The organism is bacterium, assembly GCA_016873475.1.
Classification (GTDB): Bacteria; Krumholzibacteriota; Krumholzibacteriia; order JACNKJ01; family JACNKJ01; genus VGXI01.
Window position 1 is genome coordinate 1 of sequence record VGXI01000061.1, and the last position, 16,241, is coordinate 16,241.

Consider the following 16,241-nt stretch of genomic DNA (forward strand, 5'->3'; position numbering starts at 1 on the left):
GGGGATGCGGTGGCCGGCGAAGGGTCTGCTCTGGGCGTAGCGCGCGCGCAGGGCGAGGAGGACCGGCATCCGGCTCTCCGCCCACTCGATGCGGCGCCGGCCGGCTTCGGCCAGCTTGAGGTTCGCCACCTTGTAACGGGTCGTCGTGTTCATGCTGTTCTCCTCCTAGCCGCCGCAGCGCGCGCTGAGCGGCGCGGCCAGATCGGTGTCCTCCCAGCGGAAGCCCTCGCCCTCCCGGCCGAAGTGGCCGAAGGCGGCCGTCCGCGCGTACTGCGGCCGCAGCAGGTCGAGGTGCCGGATGATGCCCCGCGGCTGGAGCGGAAAGAGCTCCCGCACCGCGGCCGTGAGGGCGGCGTCCGCGACGCGCCCGGTGCCGAAGGTGTCGACCATCACGCTGACGGGATCGGCGACGCCGATCGCGTAGGCGATCTGCACCTCGACCTCGCGCGCCAGCCCGGCGGCGACGATGTTCTTGGCGATGTAGCGGCCCATGTAGGAGGCCGAGCGGTCCACCTTGCTCGGGTCCTTGCCGCTGAAGGCGCCGCCGCCGTGGCTGCCCTTGCCGCCGTAGCTGTCGACGATGATCTTGCGGCCGGTCACGCCGCAGTCGGCCTTCGGCCCGCCCTCGACGAAACTGCCCGTCGGGTTGATGTGCACGGCGTAGCCGGCGAACTCGCAGCCGCTCGCCTCGAGCACGGGCCGGATCACCTGCGCCTCGACCTCGGCGCGCAGGTCGGCGATGCGCCAGGCGGCGTCGTGCTGCGTCGAGAGGACGACGGCGGCGATGCGCAGGGGCCGCCCGTTGTCGTACTCCACCGTGACCTGGCTCTTGCCGTCCGGCCGCGCGTAGCGCAGCTCCCCGGCGCGACGCAGGTCGGCGAGACGGCGCGTGAGCCGATGCGCGAGCGTGATCGGCAAGGGCATCAGGCTGGGCGTCTCGTTGCAGGCGTAGCCGAACATCATGCCCTGGTCGCCGGCGCCGCCGGTGTCGACGCCGCGCGCGATGTCGGGCGACTGCTTGTCGATGCTCGTCAGCACGGCGCAGGTGTGCGAGTCGAAGCCCATCTCGCAGCTCGTGTAGCCGATGCGGGCGATGGTCTCGCGGATCAGGCTCGGGATGTCGACCCAGACCTCCGTGCGCATCTCGCCGGCGACGATGGCCATGCCCGTCGTGACGAGCGTCTCGACGGCAACGCGCGCGCCGCCCGGGTCCTTGCCCTCGCTCGCCTCCTGGGCGAGCACGGCGTCGAGGATGCTGTCGGAGATCTGGTCGGCAACCTTGTCGGGGTGGCCGTCGGTCACCGACTCGGAGGTGAAGAGATGGCGCTCGGACACGGTGGCTCCTTGGCTGGATTTCAGGCGGGGGGGCGCTCGCCGCGCACGACGCTGTGGTCGCCGAGATTGAGGCTGCCCCGCAGCCCCTCGACCAGGCAGTCGGCCCCGATCAGCGAGTCGTGGAGCAGGCAATCTCGCACACGCGCCCCTTCACCGACAATGGAATTCTCCAGGCGCCCGCCGCTGACGGCGCAGCCCTCGCCGAGGCTGACGTAGGGCCCGATCGTGCAGTCCGCGAGCTGGGCCGAGGCGGGCGCGAAGACGGGCGGCAGGAAGCGCACGCCGGGCCGCGGTGCCGGCGCGGGCAGGCCGTCGAGGAGAGCGCGATTCGTCTCGAGCCAGGTCTCCTCCTTGCCGACGTCGAACCAGTCGGCGATCGCGAAGGGCGTCAGCGCTTCGCCCTGCTCGATCATCAGCTGGAGGGCGTCGGTGAGCTGCACCTCGCCCCGCGTGGTCCGCCCGCTCGCGACCACGCTCGCCAGGGCCGCGCGCAGGACGGCGAGGTCCTGGAAGGCGTAGATGCCGACCAGGGCGAGGTCGCTGCGGGGCTGCGCGGGCTTCTCTTCGAGGTCGACGATGCGGCCGGCCTCGACCACCGCCACCCCGAAGCGCCGGGGATCGGCGACGGCCTTCACCCCCATCGCGTGGCCGGGTGCGGCGAGCAGACCGGCGAAGTCGGCGCGCACGATGGTGTCCCCGAGCACGATGAGACCGCGGCCGCCGGCGATGCCGGCGCCGCCGTCGGCGCCCAGCAGCGCCTGGTAGACGGCGTGGCCCAGCCCGAGCCGCTGCTCCTGCAGCACGCTGTCGACGGCCAGGCCCGGGTAGCTCGCAGCCACCCAGTCGGCGATCATCTCGCCGCGGTAGCCGACGACCAGCACCACGCGGTCGACGCCGACGGCGATCAGCTGGTCGAGGATGTGGCCGAGCACGAGATTGCCCGCCACCGGCAGCAGGGCCTTCGGGCGGCTGTGCGTGTGCGGGCGCAGGCGCGTGCCGACGCCGGCGGCGGGGATGATGGCGGTCAGGCGCATCCGGGCTCCCGGGACTCCGCGAGCCGCCGCTTCAGCTCGGCGAGCGCGGGCGTGGGGGTCGGGTCGACGCCCCGCATCAGGGCGTGGTAGACGGTCATGCTGTCGCCCAGGAGCAGGCTTGTCAACAGACGCGGGAGCAGGCCCGCGCCGCGCGCGCCGATCGTGAGCGCGGCGAGGCCGTGGGCGGCGAGCAGCGCGTCGACGTGGCGGCGCCGGAGCAGCACGCGCGGATGGGCGGCCTCGGCGCCCAGCCAGATGGGGAGGCCCGGCAGGTCGCCGGCCGTCCAGGGGATCCAGCTGTTGTGCTGCAGCTCGGGCAGGCTGCGCCGGTGGGCGCTGCGCCCCGCGTTCTCCTCGAACTGGCAGCGCAGGCGCAGGGCGACGCCCGCCCAGGCCGGCGCCAGGGCGCAGAAGATGGGCCGCGCCTCGCCGAGAGCCAGGGCGAGCGCCTTGCCCGGGTTCGCGGCCAGCGGCCGGTCCGGGCTGCAGTCCGCAGCGAGGGCCGCCAGGCTGGGCCCCAGTTCCCCCGGCGACTCGGCGGCCTCGTCGTGGAGGCCGAGCCCGGCGCCGATCGCGAGCAGGCGGCCGAGGATGGCCGGCAGTGCCGCGCGCGGGACGTGGCCGCTGGGCAGCGTGAAGCAGGGACAGTCGGCCGTCGCGGCGGCCAGGCGCCCGCCGGCGGTGACGACGAGCGGCGCCAGACCCGCCGCGCGCGCCTCGCCGAGCAGGGCGAGCACCTCCTCCGTCTCGCCGGAGTAGCTGCACAGGACCAGCGCGTCGCGCGGCCGCAGGGGCGGCAGGCGGTAGTCGCGCACGGCGAGGAGCTGGCAGTCGACCCCGCTGCCGCCGGCTGCGTAGAAGCCGGCGAGCAGGTCCCCTGCGATCGCGCTCCCCCCCATCGCCCCGATCAGCAGGCGCCCGGGCGGCCGCCGCGCCGGGGATTCCAGCTCCCAGCCCGGGGGCAGCCCCGCGCGGCGCGCAGCGGCGAGGAGCGCCGGAAAGGCGGCCAGGCGGCCCAGCATGTCGCCGGCGTCGGTGGCCGCGAGGGCCGCGGGCTCGTCCAGGCGCGCGCGCCAGACCTCGCTCACGCGCGGGACTCCGCCGGCTGGAGGACCGCGGCCAGCTCGGGGAACTTGCGGGCGGCCAGCCGCGAGACGCTGCGCCGGATCTCCTCGGCCGTCGCGTAGCTCCAGGCGCTCTTGACCAGGCCTCGCGCCTGGTCGTAGGTCACGCTGCGGATGATGCGCTTGATCTCGGGCAGGCGATAGGGGTTGACGCTGATCTCGTCCAGACCGAGCCCGATGAGCAGGATCGTGAAGAGCGGGTCCTCGGGCAGCTCGCCGCAGATGCCGACCCAGCAGCCGCCCTCCTTGCCCGCGGAGACCGTGCGCTTGATCTGGCGCAGGATCGCCGGATGGAACGGTTCGTAGAGCTTGCGCACGAAGTCGTTGTCGCGGTCGATGGCCAGCGAGTACTGGACGAGGTCGTTGGTGCCGATGCTGAAGAAGTCCACCTCGCGGGCGAGGTGGTGGGCGATCACGACGGCGCTGGGGGTTTCGATCATCACGCCCAGCTGGTAGTCGCTCTGGAAGGCCAGGCCCGCGGCGGCGAGCTCGGCCTTGACCTCGGCGAGGTGGCGCTTCACTTCACGGATCTCCTCGACGCGCGAGACCATCGGCACCATCAGGCGCAGGCTGCCGGCGACGCCCGCGCGCAGGATGGCCCGCAGCTGCGTGCGAAAGAGCGCCGGCTGGTCGAGGGCGTAGCGGATCCCGCGCCAGCCGAGCGAGGGATTGTCCTCGGCGGGGAAGCGCATGGCGGGCGAGACCTTGTCGCCGCCCAGGTCCATGCTGCGGATGATCACCGGGTCCGGCGCCACCGCCGCCAGCACCTCGCGGTAGACCGCCAGCTGGGCCTCCTCGTCCGGGAAGCTCGGGGAGGCCAGGAACAGGTACTCGGTGCGGAACAGGCCGATGCCCGCCGCCCCGTACTGGACGGCCGCCTGCACCTCCATCGGGAGCTCGATGTTGGCCATCAGCTCGATCTGGCGGCCGTCGCGCGTTTCGGCTGGATAGTCCTTGTAGCGCAGGCTCTGCCGCTCGAGTTCAGCGTAGGCCTCGCGCAGCCGCGCGAACTGCAGCGCGGCATGCGCGTCGGGGTGGAGCACGATCTGCCCCGTGTGCCCGTCGAGGATGAGCCGGTCGCCGCTCTTGGCAACGGTTGCGAGGCCGTCGACGCCGACGACGACCGGAATGCCCAGGCTGCGGCCGAGGATGACCGAGTGGCTTGTCTCGCCGCCGCGCTCGGTGACGAAGCCGAGCACGCGCTCGCGGCTCATCGTCGCCGCGTCCGAGGGACTGATGTCCCGCGCAATCACGATCACCGGCTCGCTGAGCGCGCCGAAGCCGGTCGCGTCGCGGCCGCTGAGGCGTGCGAGTACACGCCGTTCGACGTCGCGCAGGTCGCCGCTGCGGTCGGCCAGCCCGTTGTCCAGGCTCTGGAAAGTGCGGACGATCCGCTGGCAGGCTTCGGCATAGGCGGTCTCGGCGCACCAGCCCTCGCCGATCAGATGGTGGGTCTGGTCGAGCAGGAACTGATCGAGCAGGATGAAGCGATGGGCGTCGAAGATGCGCGCATGGTCCTCGCCCAGTTCCTCCGCGACGCGCGCGCGGGCGGCGAGGATCTCGGCCTCCGTCGCCGCGAGCGCGGCCGCGAAGCGGTCGCGCTCCGCGGGGATGGCGGCGGGCTCCACCTGGCGGGGCGGACCCGTCGGGAGATCCTGGTCGTAGACGAGGATCGGCCCCTCGGCCACGCCGGGGGCGCCGGGCCGGCCCTGAAAGCGCCGCGGCTCCTGCTCAGGGGGCATCCTCGTAGAACCCCCGCGCGAAGAGGGCGGCGATCTCGGCGAGGGCCGCCGCCTCCCGCTCGCCCTCGCAGCGCACGCGCACGCTGCTGCCTCGCGCGGCGCCGAGCGCGGCGACGCCGAGGATGCTCTTGCCGTCCACTTCGATGATGCCGTTGGAGAGGGTGACCTTGCAATCCAGGGCAGAGGTCAGCTTGACCAGCTCGCTGGCGGCACGCAGGTGCAGACCCTTCGCGTTGACGACTTGCAGATCCCGTTCCAGCAAGATCGCTCCTTCCTCCAGCGGACGGCTCAGCCGGCCGGCGACAGCTCGACGCGGTAGCGCAGGGTCGCCGACTCGCCGCTGCCAAGATCGACGGCCTGGCCGACGCAGAGCCAGGACCCTTGGTAGACGCGCTCGAAGCCGGCCTCGGAGAGGCTCACCGTCTCGATCGGCTCACGATAGACCGCCAGGCCGGCCCCGGCAAGGGCGATGCTGACGCCGCTCCAGTCGTCCCGGAGCTCGAGGCGGTCGGCCGTCTCCCAACCCCGGCTGCGCAGGCGGCAGTCCGCGGCCGGCCGGCCCTCGACGAGGACGCGGCGATCGGGGGCGTCGGGTGCGAGCAGGTTCAGATTCCAGCCCGAGCCGAGGCGGGCGGCGAGCCGCCCCGGCCCCGTGTAGCGGAGCGCGATCGCCACGGCCAGCGAGGCGCCGCCGTCCTCCCAGCGCAGGCGCTTCTCCAGCTGCAGGCGACGTCCCGGTTCGAACTCCGCGCTCGCGCTGAGGCGCAACTCGCCCTCCGGGCCGGCCGGGGTCTCGACGGCGAAGTCGAGGGCCGCGAAGTCGAACCAGCCGCCGCCGTAGGGCAGGCTCTCGGCAGCCGCCGCGTAGAGCGCCTCCTCGAGGCTGGCCCGCGGCCGCGGGTCGTAGTCGAGATAGGCTTCCAGGCCGGGTTCCTTGGCGCGCAGGATCTCGTGGATGCTCTGGGCGCCGGCCGCCCCGGCGCCCGCTGCCGCAGCCGGCGCCGCCGCCAGGGCGCGGAGCTGCTCGTGGTAGAGCTCCTCGCGGCGGCTCAGCACATTGGTGAGCGGGAAGGCGCGCGGCAGGTAGTCCAGTTCGCGCACGCGGCCGCCGCGGGGCTTGAGGAAGAGCCGCGCCTGCGGGCTCGACCAGATCAGTTCGGCCTGGCCGTCGACGTCGAGGTCTTCCTGCGTGAGCGCGTAGGCAGCCGGCAGCAGCAGGCGCTCGGCCGCCACGAGGCGCTCGAGGATGGCCTGCCGCAGGTGCGGCAGGTAGAGCCCGCCGAAGAGGCCGTGCCAGTAGCCGCAGTTGCACTGGGCTTGCAGGAGCAGATCCTCCGCCTCGGCGAGGGTGGCTGCGGGCAGGGCGCCCGCGACGCGCGCGCTCGCCAGCTGCCGCCCGCACCAGAGCATGCGCTTGTGCAGCCAGTGGCTCTCCTCGTACTTCACGAAGAAGTTCCGCCAGAAGCCGCCGCGCACGAAGGGTGCCAGCTCGTCCCCGTCCGCTTTGGCCAGCGCGGCGAGGGCGTGCACGCGCCGCTGCGCGGCCAGCGGCAGGGCCCACTCCCCCATCTCGGTGTAGCTCGCCGCCGGCAGGTAGGCGACGCCCAGCGGCGGCCGGCTGTCGAGAACCTCCGAGAAGCCGGCGAGCCTGAGCTGCGGCGCCGCGGTCAGCGCCGCGAAGAGCTGATCGAGATAACCCTCCTCGTAGCAGAGCGCGTGCGTGCTGCTCCAGACGCCGAACTTCTCGCCGTCGTCCATGAGGACGGCGAGCGGGTCGCCGCCCGGGGCGTCCAGCGCCGCCAGGTGGGCGAGCAGCTCGGGCACGGGCCGGAAGGGCACGAGGTAGCGCAGGCGCATCGAGACCGGGAAGACGGCCAGGCGCCGCCCTTCCTCTTCGGTCAAGTAGTAGCCGGCGAGGTCGGCCGGCGCGAAGCCGCTGGCGAGGAAGTGACTGTCGTCGAGGGCCACCCAGTCGAGACCGTGCTCGGCGAGCAGGCGCGGCAGGTGGGGCTCCCAGATGCGCTCGGCCAGCCAGAGCCCGCGCGGCCGGCGACCGCAGAGGGCCTCCAGCTCTCGGCACATGCGCTCGACCTGGGCGTGCTGGTCGCGCTCGGGCAGGACCGTGAGGATGGGCTCCCAGAAGCCGCCCCCGACCAGTTCCAGCTGGCCGCGGGCGACCAGCTCGCCGAGCTGCTCGAGGTAGGCGGGCGTCTCGCGCCGGTGCCACTCGAGGAGAGGCCCGGAGATGTGCATCGCCGCGCGCAGGCGCGGGTGGCGAGCCAGGCCCGCGAGGAAGGGCTGGTAGGCTCGCGCGTGGGCGTCGCGGATCACGTGGTCGAAGTTGCCCACGGGCTGGTGGTTGTGGATGCCGAAGCAGAAGGTCGCCACGCTAGTCCGCCTCCGGAGCCCGGCCGCCGAGCAGGGCGGCCAGGGGTGTCGCGGTCTCGCCGGGGAAGCGTTGGACCAGCACCGCGAGGCCCTGCGCGGCCAGCGCGGCCAGGGCGCGGCGGTTCTCGCCGCTGGGCGCGAAGTCGGCGGCCAGGACCGGCGACTCCGGATCGCGCAGGCCGATGATGAGGAGGCGCGCGGGCAGGGGCCCGATCGCAAGGAGGCGCGCGGCGGCGGCCGGCGCGTCGGTCAGCCAGAAGTCCCCCGCGGCGGGCGCCGGCGGCGGCGCCGCCCAGGGGTCGCAGCCGTGGAGAGCGGTGTCGACCTCCGCGGCCGCCTCCGCATAGCTCGCGAACTCGGCCCGTCCCGGCAGGCCCCGCGCGAGGAGCACGATCCGGCGCGGCCGCAAGGCCGGCACCCAGCCGTGCAGGATGCGGCCGTGCAGCAGGCGGTCGTCGAGGTAGAGGTCCACGCGCGTCCTAGAGGCTGGGGGGCGTCAGTTCGCGGATCGCGTTCTGCCCCCGGTGGATGATGCCCCGCACGAGCGCCGCCGCTGCCAGCTCGTGGCGATGGGCCAGGTAGTAGAGCAGAGTCGGCAGGTTGACGCCGCTGATCAGATGCAGGCCCGGCCGAGCGGCGAGCTGGGCCAGGCAGGCCGTCGCGCAGCTGCCGCCGAAGTAGTCGGTGAAGACGATGCCCGTGTCGCCGAGCTCGGCCATCCGCGCGGCGACGGCGGCGTCCAGGGCGACGGCCGAGAGCCCGCTGTTGGAGAGCACGCCGATGCCCGCCACGTCGCCGTAGATGCCCGCCAGGGCCTCCAGATAGGCCTCGCCGAGCCGGCCGTGACAGACGATGAGCGCGGGAACCATGGACTCTCCGGGCGAAGGGGCGGCGGGATTCTGGGGCGGGCGGCCCGGCAAGTCAAGCTGTCCGCCTCACTCCTCGTCGTGCTGCAGGTAGTGGAAGACGCGCGCCTCGCTCTGCCGCGCGAGATCCTCCATGATCTGCCGGTTAAAGCGCTCGGCCGGGCTGAGTCCGTAGACCTTGAGCATGTGGTTCATGGCGATCGTCTCGGCGATCACCGTCACGTTCTTGCCCGGCACGATGGGCAGGATCACCTGTGGCAGCGAGACGCCGAGCAGCGGGCTCGTTTCGTACTCCAGCCCGACGCGGTCGTAGTGCTTGCCCTGCTCCCAGAGCTCCAGGCGCACCTGGACCTCGATGCGCTTCTGCACGCGGATCGCGCGGATGCCGAACATCTCGCGCACATCGACGACACCGACGCCGCGCACCTCCATGAAGTGCTTGAGGAAGGCGTTGCCGCGGCCGATCACGGTCTGCCCGCGCCGGAGGAGCTGCACGACGTCGTCGGCGACCAGACGGTGGCCGCGCTCGACGAGGTCGAGGACGATCTCGCTCTTGCCGATGCCGCTCGGCCCCGTGAAGAGCAGGCCGACGCCGTAGACGTCGGCGAGCGAGCCGTGGATGTTGCCCCGCGGCGAGAAGTGGTTCTCCAGGTAGGCGCTGAGGGCGCGGATGAAGGGCGTCGTCGGCTGGGTCGTACCGAGCAGCGGCACGCCGAGCTCGTCGCAGAGCGCGACCAGCTCGGGCAGGGGCTGCTGGCCGCGGGTCATGATCAGGCAGGGCACGGGGGCGACGAAGAGGTTGGCGAGGGCGGGGCGCACCTGCGCCGCCGGCAGTCGCTCCAGGTAGCTGAACTCGGCGCCGCCGAGGATCTGCACGCGCTTGGCTTGATAGCGCTCCGTGAAGCCGGTGAGCACGAAGCCCGGTCGGTTCAGCTCGGCGACCGTGATGTCCGTGGCGGAGACCGCCGAGCGGCTGTAGAGCGTGAGGGCCAGCAGCTCGGCGGTTTCCTGGAACAGCTTCTCGACCGGCAGGCTCAGATTGGCGGTCTCCACGGGGCCTCCGTCAGTCCTCGGAGCGGATCACGCCGTAGCCGCCTTCCCGGCGCCGATAGGCGACGCTGAGCAGGCCGCGCTCGGCATCGGCGAACACCCAGAAGTTGTCGCCGTGGACTTCCATGCGGCTGATCGCCTGGTCCGCCGTCAGACGGTCCAGGTGGATGAACTTCTCCTTCACCACCGGGTAGGCGGACTCCTCGCTGGCCTCGGCGCCGTGGATCGTGATCGTGCCCACATCCTGCAGCGCCTCGCTGGTCGGCTTGGCGCCGCGCCGGCGGCTGATGTGGCGCGTCTTGTACTTGCGCACCTGGCGCTCGAGCTTGTCCGAGAGACCGTCGATGGCGGCGTAGAGGTCGTCGTGGTCCTCTTTGCCCGTGAAATCGGCGTGCTTGGCGTGCAGGGTCGCCTCGGCGATGGCGCGGTGCTTCTCCAGACGGAGCAGGATGTTCGCCTCCAGGATGCCCTCGAGGTATTTCTCCAGACGGCCGATCTTCTCCTCGGCGTAGTCGCGGATCTCGGGGGTGAGCTCCATCTTCTTGGCGGTGACGGCGATCTGCATCGTTCACTCCTCTCTAGTGGATGCGAAACGACCCGACGGGGCAGTCGGGTCGGGAGCGTAGGCAGATGGACGGGAATGGGCGGCGGCTGACGCGGTGAGGCTGCACGTCCACCTCCGGAGCGGGTCCGCGGCCGGCGCCGCGCAGAGCGAACATAGCAGCGTTCCGGCCATCCGGCAAGCGCCTAGAACTGCTTGCGCAGGCGCGCCGGCAGGACCCCGAGCTGCTCGCGGTACTTGGCGACGGTGCGGCGGGCGATCATCAGCCCCTCCTCGCGCAGGACGTCGGCGATCTTCTGGTCGCTGAGCGGCCGGCGGACGTCTTCCTTGGCGACGATCTCCTGGATGCGGCTCTTGGCGGCCTTGGCGCTGATCTCGTCGCCGTCCTCGGTGCTGAGCGCGGACGAGAAGAAGTACTTCAGCCGGAAGATGCCGCGGGGCGTCTGGACCGTCTTGTTGTTGGTGACGCGGCTGACCGTGGACTCGTGCATGCCGATCTTGCTCGCCACTTGCTGCAGGGTGAGCGGCCGCAGAGCTTGCGGACCCCGGTCGAAGAACTCGCGCTGCTCCTCGATGATCGCCGCCATCACCTTGACCATCGTCGCCCGGCGCTGCTCGACCGTGCGGATCAGCCACTGCGCCTGATTGAGCTTGCCCTGCACGTACTCCTTGGTCTCCTTGCTCGCCGAGCCGAGGTATTCCTTGTAGTTCTCGGCGATGCGCAGCCGCGGCAGATGGCGATCGTTGAGGTAGATCACGTACTCGCCGTCCACCTCCTCGACGACCAGATCGGGAATGATGTACTGCGGCTCCTCGCTGGAGAGCTCCAGGCCCGGTTTCGGATCGAGCTCGGCGATGCTTCGGGCCGCCTCCTGCACGTCCTCGACGCTGAGCTTGAGCTTGCGGGCGATCTCCTGGTACTTGCGCTGCATCAGCTCGTGGAAGTGCTCGCGGATGATGCGGGCGACGAGCGTGTCCTCCTCGCCGCGGGCCGCGAGCTGCAGGAGCAGGCACTCGGGCAGGTTGCGGGCCGCGATGCCCGGCGGATCCAGGTTCTGCACGAGGCGCAGCGCGGCCAGCGCGCGCCCTTCACTCACCTGGAAGACGTTGCGGATCTCGTCGAGGCCGATGGTGAGGAAGCCGCGGTCGTCGAGGCTGCCGATGATGTACTCGCCGATGGCGAGCAGCTGCGGATCTGTGGCGCTCATGCGCAGCTGGCGCAGGAGGTTCTCGCCCGCCGAGAGCCGGCTCACCGGCACGCGCTCGACCCCCTCCTCGGGCAGCTCCTCCTGCTCCTTGTACTGCATCTCGAACCCGTCGCTGAAGACGTCGCTCCAGCTGTCGAGGTTGCCCGCTTGCGGTTCGTCGCCCCCTTCGCGCTGCTGGCGATCGGGCTCCTCCTCGTCCTCCTCGAATTCGAGGAGCGGGTTGGACTGCATCTCCGCCTTCAGCTCCTGCTCCAGCTCGAGGGTCGGCAGCTGGAGCAGCCGCAGCGCCTGCTGCAGGCGCGGCGTCATCACCAGCTGCTGGCGCTGGGCGAGCTTCAGTTGGATCTTCATCTCCATGGGGCGGCTCTTTCGCTAGAGGTTGAAGCTCTGGCCGAGATAGACCTGGCGGGTGGTCTCGTCCTGGACCAGCTCCGCGGCCGTGCCGGCGCGGATGATCTTGCCTTCGAACAGGATGTAGGCGCGGTCCGTGATCGTCAGGGTCTCGCGCACGTTGTGGTCCGTGATCAGGATGCCCAGGCCCATCGCCTTGAGCTGGCTGACGATGGCCTGCACGTCGCTGACCGCGATCGGGTCGATGCCCGCGAAGGGCTCGTCCAGCAGCATGAAGCGCGGGTTGGTGGTGAGCGCCCGCGCGATCTCGACGCGCCGGCGCTCGCCGCCGCTGAGCTGGTGGCCGTAGCTGCGGCGCAGGTGCGCCACCCGCAGCTCGACGAGCAGGCGCTCGAGGCGCTCCCTGCGCTCGGCGGGACGGATCGGCACCGTCTCGAGGATGGCCTTCAGGTTGTCCTCGACGGTGAGCCGGCGGAAGACCGAGGCCTCCTGGCTGAGGTAGCCGAGGCCCAGGCGGGCGCGGCGGTACATCGGCAGCCGGTGGATCGGCGCCGCGTCGAGGAAGACCTGCCCCCGGTCGGGCCGGATCATGCCGACGATCATGTAGAAGGTGGTCGTCTTGCCGGCGCCGTTGGGCCCGAGCAGCCCGACCACCTCGCCCTGGTTGAGCTGCAGCGAGACCTCGTCGACCACGCGCCGGCGGCCGTAGGCCTTGACCAGAGCCTCCCCGCGCAGGACCGCCCGCTCCCCGCTCACGGCTCCACCTCCTCGTCCTGGACGATGAGCCCGCGCGGCTCGCGCGCAATGCGCAGGTGGTCCAAGCGGCGATCGCACTCCATGGCGTAGCCCGTGAAGAGGTTCTCGCCCTGGCGGACCTCCACGTAGGCCTCGGTGTGGAAGCGCTCGCGCTCGCGATCCCAGTGCAGCACCTCCGTGCGCAGGTCGTAATCCTCGGCGCTCACGACCTGGACCCTGCCGATTGCCGTCATCGCGCCCGTGCGCTGATCGATGAGCCCGGAGTCGGCGCTGAGGGTCGAACTGAGCGCGCCGTCCTCGCCGTACATATCGACACGGATACCGCGCGACTCAATCCGCTTCGTGGCCTGGAAGACCAGCGCCTGCCGGGCACGGAAGATCCAGGCCAGGCGCCCGGAGTCCGCCTCGGTGGTCGTGAAGTCCCAGAGCACCTGATCCGGCCCCGCCGCGGGCGACTCCAGCTCCGGGGGCTGGACCTCGCTCCCACAGCCGGCCAGGAGGAGCAGGCCGCAAAGCGTCGCCAGGCGGCGGCTGGCCGTCGCCGGCGGAGAGGGCAGACGCACTGCTCGGCGCTCGGGCATGGACCTCATTCGCTTGATTCGCAAGAGGTTGCACTCAGGGTCCGCTGTCGCGTGGAGGGAGAATAGGCAGTGGGGAACTGCCTGTCAAGCAATCCATATGCCAGGAACTGCGGTATGCCGGGAGAAACTTCTTGACAGCCGGCGCCGCGACGCGCTCGGCCCACCGGGCGCGTGCGGAGCGAGCAAGCGCTTTCCCGGTGGGCGCTTAGCTCAGACCGGCGCGCAGGATGTCGTGGAGATGGATCACCCCGACCAGGGCGCCCGCGCCGTCGGTGACGACGAGGCTGGTGATGGGTCCCGGCCGGTTCCCCTCCATGATCCGCAGGGCCTCGGCGGCGAGGAGTTCCGGCCCGACGCAGCGCGGCTGCCGCGTCGCGAGGGCGGCCACGGGCCGGTCCAGCAGAGTCGCCGTGGCCGGCGAGTCGACGAGCAGGCGCTTGAGGTCGCCGTCGGTGAGAACGCCGAGCAGGGGCCCGCCCGGGGCCTCGACGACGCAGGTCATGCCCAGGCCCTTGCCGATGATGACGAGCAGCGCCTCGCGCAGGCTGGTCTCGCCCGTGACGACGGGCAGCGCCTCGCCCTCGTGCATGAGGTCGGCCACGCGCAGGTTGAGCCGGCGCCCGAGGACGCCGCTCGGGTGCAGGCGCAGGAAGTCGCCGGCGCCGAAGCCGCGGCGCTCGAGGAGGGCGAGCGCGAGGGCGTCGCCCATGACGAGCGCCGCCGCGCTGCTCGTGGTCGGGGCGAGGTTCAGCGGGCAGGCCTCCTCGGCCACCGCCGCATCGAGCGCCACGCTCGCCGCGCGGGCGAGCGGCGAGGCGATGTTGCCGCAGATCGCGACCAGCGGACAGCCCTGCGCGCGCAGGAAGGGCAGCCAGCCGAGCAACTCCTCCCCGGCTCCGCTCTTGGAGACCATGATGCAGAGGTCCTCCCCGCGCAGGAAGCCGAGGTCGCCGTGCGTGGCCTCGGCGGCATGCAGGAAGACGGCCGGCGTCCCCGTCGAGCTGAGCGTCGCTGCCAGCTTGCGCGCGACGTGCCCCGACTTGCCGATGCCGGTGACGACGACGCGGCCGCGGCAGGCGGCGACGAGCGCGACCGCGCGCGCGAACTCGGGACCCAGGCGGGCCTGGATCGCGCCGAGCGCCGCAATGGCCGCGGCGAAGACCTCGCGCCCCCGTTCGAGATCGCGCGCGGCCCGCGGCTCAGTCATCGCCCAGCTCCGCGCCGGCGCGCAGGAAGGGCGCGACGAGCGCTTCCCACTCGCCGCGGGCGCGCAGGACGCCCTCGATCACCTCGCGCGCGGCGCCGTGGCCGCCGCGGCTGGCCAGGGGCCAGTGGCAGCGCTCGAGCAGCTCCGCGGCGGCGTCGGCCGGGCAGGCGCCGAGACCGGCGGCCGCCATTCCGGGCAGGTCGAAGAGGTCGTCGCCGACGAAGATCGCCTCCCCGCGCGCGCAGGCGGTCTCGGCGAGCAGCTCGCGCACGGCCTCGGCCTTGTCCAGGCGACCCAGCCGCAGGTGCTGGATGCGCAGGCGCTCGGCGCGCTCGCGGATTTCGGCATGGTCGTTGCCGCTGCAGAGGGCGACACCCAAGCTACTCCTGTGGGCAAGATAGATGCCGAAGCCGTCCTTCACGTGCCAGCGCCGGCTGCGCGGCTCGCCGCCGCCCAGCGTGCCGTCGGTGAGCACGCCGTCGACATCGAAGATGAACAGGCGCAGGCGCGCGAGGCGCGCGCCCAGCGCGGCCGGGGGATCAGGGAAGGGCATTGCCGGCCTCCAGGGCGGCCCAGAACCGGGCCAGATCCGCGAGGAGCGCCGCGGCGGCGGCGAAGTCGAGCTGGGTGGCGGCGTCGCTCTGCGCGCGCGCCGGATCGGGGTGCACCTCCAGGAAGAGGCCGTCCACCCCGGCGGCGAGGGCGGCGCGGGCGAGGCCGCGGCCGTAGGCGCGCGTCCCGCCCGAGGCGCCGCCGCCGGCGCCCGGCTGCTGCTGGCTGTGCGTGAGGTCGAAGATCACCGGGCAGCCCGCGGCGGCGAGCTGCGGAAAGGCGCGGAAGTCGACGACGAGATCGCGGTAGCCGAAGCTCGCGCCGCGCTCGGTGAGCAGGACCCGGTCCGCCCCGGCCCCCCGCACCTTCTCGGCGGCGAAGGCCATGTCGGCCGGCGCCATGAACTGACCCTTCTTGATGTTGACGGCGAGCCCGGTCGCCCCGGCGGCCTCGAGCAGGGCCGTCTGCCGGCAGAGGAAGGCCGGGATCTGCAGGCAGTCGACGACCGCCGCGGCCACCGCCGCCTCCTCCGGCTGGTGGATGTCGGTGAGCGCCGGCAGACCAGCGCCGCGGGCCGCCTCGCCGATCAGGGCGAGCGCCGCCTCGCGCCCCAGGCCGCGGAAGCTGGCGCCGGAGAGTCGGTTTTCCTTGCCGTAGCTCGCCTTGAAGACGAGCGGCCAGCCGATCGCCCTCGCCTGCTCGGCCAGGAATCCCGCCGTGTCGACGAGCATCCCGCGTCCCTCGACCACGCAGGGCCCGGCGATGAGCAGCGGCCGGCCCGCGCCGACGGCGGCGCCACCGATGGCGAAGCGCCGCCGGCCGGCCGGCGCCCGGCCCTCGCCGTTCGCGTTCGCGCCTGCGCTCACGGGACGCGCACCTCGCCGAAGCGGCGGGCGCGTGCCGCGGCCACGAACGCGCGGAAGAGCGGGTGCGCGCGTCGCGGCCGGCTCTTCAGCTCGGGATGGAACTGGCAGGCCACGAAGAAGGGGTGTGCGGACAGCTCGATCATCTCCACGAGCTGGCCGTCGGGCGACAGACCCGAGAAGACGAGGCCGGCGCGGCCGAGCTTCTCGCGGAAGGCGTTGTTCACCTCGTAGCGGTGCCGGTGGCGCTCGGAGATCTCACTATGCCCATAGGATTCCTCGGCGCGGCTGCCCGCCAGCAAGTGACAGGGATAGGCGCCCAGGCGCATCGTGCCCCCCATCTGCACCATGCCCTTCTGCTCCTCCATCAGGCAGATCACGGGTGCCGCGCACTGGGGATCGAACTCCGTGCTGTCGGCGCCGGGCAGGCCGGCGACGTGGCGCGCGTACTCGACCACCGCCGCCTGCAGGCCCAGGCAGATGCCGAGGAAGGGCAGGCCGCGCTCGCGCACCCAGCGGATGGCCGCGATCTTGCCCTCGACGCCGCGATGGCCGAAGCCGCCGGGCACGAGCAGGCCGTCCAGCGGCTCGAGCGCGGCGGCCGCGCCTGCCGCGTCGAGGC

At 72.4% G+C, this 16,241-nt stretch carries 17 protein-coding genes; all 17 read right to left on the reverse strand.

Annotation, left to right across the window (positions count from 1 at the left end; genetic code table 11):
• The coding region (locus FJ251_06945; protein ID MBM4117471.1) for an adenosylhomocysteinase at positions 1-153 on the reverse strand (153 nt) is incomplete at its 3' end.
• A gap of 12 nt (positions 154-165) precedes the next feature.
• Positions 166-1,335, reverse strand: coding sequence for a methionine adenosyltransferase (locus FJ251_06950; GenBank protein MBM4117472.1), 1,170 nt, complete (start codon positions 1,333-1,335; stop codon positions 166-168).
• 20 nt (positions 1,336-1,355) lie between these two features.
• Positions 1,356-2,369 carry a nucleotidyl transferase gene (locus FJ251_06955; GenBank protein MBM4117473.1) on the reverse strand — a complete coding sequence of 338 codons (1,014 nt, stop codon included), beginning with the start codon at positions 2,367-2,369 and terminating at the stop codon, positions 1,356-1,358.
• Positions 2,360-3,457 (reverse strand): hypothetical protein, encoded by a 1,098-nt coding sequence (locus FJ251_06960; GenBank protein MBM4117474.1) that lies wholly within the window; start codon positions 3,455-3,457, stop codon positions 2,360-2,362. The genes FJ251_06955 and FJ251_06960 overlap by 10 nt, the downstream gene beginning before the upstream one ends.
• Positions 3,454-5,235, reverse strand: coding sequence for a phosphoenolpyruvate--protein phosphotransferase (ptsP, locus tag FJ251_06965; protein ID MBM4117475.1), 1,782 nt, complete (start codon positions 5,233-5,235; stop codon positions 3,454-3,456). The genes FJ251_06960 and ptsP overlap by 4 nt, the downstream gene beginning before the upstream one ends.
• Positions 5,225-5,611 carry an HPr family phosphocarrier protein gene (locus FJ251_06970; GenBank protein ID MBM4117476.1) on the reverse strand — a complete coding sequence of 129 codons (387 nt, stop codon included), beginning with the start codon at positions 5,609-5,611 and terminating at the stop codon, positions 5,225-5,227. The genes ptsP and FJ251_06970 overlap by 11 nt, the downstream gene beginning before the upstream one ends.
• Positions 5,524-7,842: a DUF1926 domain-containing protein gene (locus FJ251_06975; protein ID MBM4117477.1), complete on the reverse strand. Its 2,319-nt coding sequence runs from the start codon at positions 7,840-7,842 to the stop codon at positions 5,524-5,526. Before FJ251_06975 ends, FJ251_06970 begins: the two co-directional genes overlap by 88 nt.
• 260 nt (positions 7,843-8,102) lie before the next feature.
• On the reverse strand, positions 8,103-8,492 hold the full coding sequence (locus FJ251_06980; protein MBM4117478.1) for a hypothetical protein: 390 nt from the start codon (positions 8,490-8,492) through the stop codon (positions 8,103-8,105).
• A 66-nt stretch (positions 8,493-8,558) separates the two neighbouring features.
• Entirely contained in the window at positions 8,559-9,542 is a 984-nt protein-coding gene (gene hprK, locus FJ251_06985; GenBank protein ID MBM4117479.1) for an HPr(Ser) kinase/phosphatase, read from the reverse strand.
• Positions 9,543-9,552: 10 nt separating this feature from the next.
• Positions 9,553-10,104: a ribosome-associated translation inhibitor RaiA gene (gene raiA, locus FJ251_06990; GenBank protein ID MBM4117480.1), complete on the reverse strand. Its 552-nt coding sequence runs from the start codon at positions 10,102-10,104 to the stop codon at positions 9,553-9,555.
• A 182-nt stretch (positions 10,105-10,286) separates the two neighbouring features.
• Complete coding sequence (gene rpoN / locus FJ251_06995) at positions 10,287-11,666, reverse strand: RNA polymerase factor sigma-54 (GenBank protein ID MBM4117481.1); 1,380 nt, start codon at positions 11,664-11,666, stop codon at positions 10,287-10,289.
• Positions 11,667-11,681: 15 nt separating this feature from the next.
• A complete protein-coding gene (lptB, locus tag FJ251_07000; protein ID MBM4117482.1) occupies positions 11,682-12,416 on the reverse strand; it encodes an LPS export ABC transporter ATP-binding protein in 735 nt (244 codons plus the stop codon).
• Positions 12,413-13,006, reverse strand: coding sequence for an LPS export ABC transporter periplasmic protein LptC (lptC, locus tag FJ251_07005; GenBank protein MBM4117483.1), 594 nt, complete (start codon positions 13,004-13,006; stop codon positions 12,413-12,415). The genes lptB and lptC overlap by 4 nt, the downstream gene beginning before the upstream one ends.
• Before the next feature lie 196 nt (positions 13,007-13,202).
• On the reverse strand, positions 13,203-14,204 hold the full coding sequence (locus FJ251_07010) for a KpsF/GutQ family sugar-phosphate isomerase (protein MBM4117484.1): 1,002 nt from the start codon (positions 14,202-14,204) through the stop codon (positions 13,203-13,205).
• Positions 14,197-14,757: a phenylphosphate carboxylase subunit delta gene (locus tag FJ251_07015; protein MBM4117485.1), complete on the reverse strand. Its 561-nt coding sequence runs from the start codon at positions 14,755-14,757 to the stop codon at positions 14,197-14,199. The genes FJ251_07010 and FJ251_07015 overlap by 8 nt, the downstream gene beginning before the upstream one ends.
• Positions 14,744-15,559, reverse strand: coding sequence for a 3-deoxy-8-phosphooctulonate synthase (locus FJ251_07020; GenBank protein ID MBM4117486.1), 816 nt, complete (start codon positions 15,557-15,559; stop codon positions 14,744-14,746). The genes FJ251_07015 and FJ251_07020 overlap by 14 nt, the downstream gene beginning before the upstream one ends.
• A gap of 59 nt (positions 15,560-15,618) precedes the next feature.
• A partial coding sequence (pyrG, locus tag FJ251_07025) for a CTP synthetase (GenBank protein MBM4117487.1) occupies positions 15,619-16,241 on the reverse strand: 623 nt, incomplete at its 5' end.